We start from the raw sequence: 1468 nt of genomic DNA, 5'->3' as shown, positions 1-1468 counted from the left end.
GCGCCGAGCGGGCCGGGGTCGGCAAGGGCGGCGGGGTCGGCGCGGAAGCCGAGGTCGGCGGCGTTGCGGCGGAGGGCGCGGGTGCGGGCGTGGGCGTACCGGACGCGGAAGAGCGGATTGCTCTCCCGCTGCACGAGGTGCTCCTCACCGACGCGGGGCCGGTCGTGCGGCGCGGGGTGGAGCAGCGCCCAGCGGGCGGCGTCGGGCCCGAGGGGGGCGGGGTCGGCGGGCGCGGGCACGGGCCGCAGATCGACACGGTCCCCGGAGCCGGCCACCTCCACCTCGACGCGGGCCCCCTGGGAGCGGGCGATCCGCCCGACGGCCTCGGCGACGACACGGGCCCGCACTTCGTCGGGTACGACGAGACGCACGACCTGACCGCCCAGGGCATCGGAATGCCCGTACCGCAGGCCTTCGCTCAGGATGCGCCGTACGAGATCGGAGGCACCGGAGCTGTGGAGACTGATGTTGAGGAACCCGGGCCCGGTGATCTCGACACCTGCGACACCGTCGGCGTGTACCAGGTGCCCGCGCAGCACCTCGGCGACATCACGCGGGGGCCGGCCGGCGGGCCGGGCGAGCTGGAGGGCGATGTTGGTGGCCCAGTCCCCGCACCCTCCGGGCCCCGGCACGGTGACGACGGCCCGCTCCGGCACGCTCACACGCAGTTCCCCCGCGTCGACAGCACAGCGCACCGCGCGCAGCACGGTGCGGGACAGCTCGACGGGGGTCACGGGACAAGCCTAGGCGAGGGAGGGGGTGGGGAGGCGAGCCGGTTTCGCGGAGGTCCCGGCATGTGGGACAGGGTCCCTCTTCTGCCTGGGTGGCCCTATCCCCCGCCGTGCCCGGCGGTCTCCTCGTCCCCGCCGACGGCACCGGCCCCGATGACCTGCTCGCGGGGAACCCGCCGCCCGGGCCCGGGATCCGTGTCGGAGTCGGCCTCGCCGCCCGCCTGCCGCCCCTCACGCCCGTGCTCGATCAACCGCCGGACGACGCGGACGAGTTCCGCCGGCTCGAAGGGCTTGGCGAGAAAGGCGTCGACACCGACATCGAGCCCGGCATCGACCTCGTACGGCGTGCACGCGCTGATGATGGCGAGGGGCAGCTCACGCGTCCGGGGGTCGGACCGCAGCCGGGCGGCGGTGCGCAGCCCGTCCAGACGCGGCATGACGACATCGAGCGTGACGACGTCGGGCCGCACCTGATGCACGACTTCCAGACACTCGGCACCATCGGCCGCGGTCACGACCTCGAGCCCCTCAAGCTCGAGATTGACCCTGATCAGCTGCCGGATCACCTTGTTGTCGTCGACAACGAGAACCCGGCCCGAAGCGCCTGGCACAACTCGAGAGTAGGTCGCCCCCGGCCACCGCGTCCGGCTTTTCCCGACTTCCACCCTCCGGGGGGACGCACCGCCCGCCCTGCTGACCGGCACCAGCGCCCGGCTCCGCCCCGCCCGGCTCCACCC

At 74.5% G+C, this 1468-nt stretch carries 2 protein-coding genes; both read right to left on the bottom strand.

Annotated features, from left to right (window positions below):
- A partial coding sequence (nrtL, locus tag MTQ10_RS30355) for an ArgS-related anticodon-binding protein NrtL (RefSeq protein WP_247473876.1) occupies positions 1 to 734 on the bottom strand: 734 nt, incomplete at its 3' end.
- A 95-nt stretch (positions 735 to 829) separates the two neighbouring features.
- A complete protein-coding gene (locus tag MTQ10_RS30350) occupies positions 830 to 1342 on the bottom strand; it encodes a response regulator (RefSeq protein WP_247473874.1) in 513 nt (170 codons plus the stop codon).
- Positions 1343 to 1468 lie beyond the last annotated feature (126 nt).

Source organism: Streptomyces sp. XM83C (assembly GCF_023072675.1).
Classification (GTDB): domain Bacteria; phylum Actinomycetota; class Actinomycetes; order Streptomycetales; family Streptomycetaceae; genus Streptomyces; species Streptomyces thermocoprophilus.
The sequence above is the reverse complement of the archived record's forward strand: the minus strand, read 5'-3'. Positions and strand labels throughout refer to the sequence as shown.